This window comes from Halomonas sp. ND22Bw, from assembly GCF_003011945.1.
Taxonomy (GTDB): domain Bacteria; phylum Pseudomonadota; class Gammaproteobacteria; order Pseudomonadales; family Halomonadaceae; genus Halomonas; species Halomonas halophila.
This window is the reverse complement of sequence record NZ_PXWD01000175.1, coordinates 1-446: the sequence shown is the minus strand read 5'-3', so window position 1 is coordinate 446 and position 446 is coordinate 1. Positions and strand designations below refer to the sequence as shown.

The window sequence follows — 446 nt, the reverse complement described above, 5'->3', positions numbered from 1 at the left end:
GTTCGAAACACAGGAAGTCGGTCAGGATCTCCATCCAGTAGAGCAAGGGATAGACGTAATAATGCGCCTGCCAGTTGGCGCTGGCCTGGGTCGCGCCGCCCTTGATGAGCGGGCCGGTATACTGCCCCTGCCCGATATCGAGCCCCGGATTGAGGCGAAGTCCGCCGAGATTCGGGAAGCACCACGGCTTGGTGGTCACATCGACGAGCCGCGCCGGTTCCCAGAAGCCGATCGAGATGCCGATGCGCGGGATCGGCGAACCGCACGCACAGACCGGCAGGCTTGGGTTCTTGGTATCGGGTCGGCTCCCCGGCCAGATGTGCGCGCCGCCCACCGACAGCGGGAACAGGCACGACCAGCAGACGTCGGTGATCGGGTTGACGAACTTGCCGGTGCAGTTGGCCGGGAGCGCGCTCGCCGGCGCCGGCAGCAGCGCGAACGCGGCG

At 66.6% G+C, this 446-nt stretch carries 1 protein-coding gene; it reads right to left on the bottom strand.

Annotated elements, in window-relative coordinates; genetic code table 11:
- Positions 1–446: TraU family protein (locus tag CVH10_RS17550; protein ID WP_219924759.1), on the bottom strand; the 446-nt coding region annotated here is incomplete at both ends.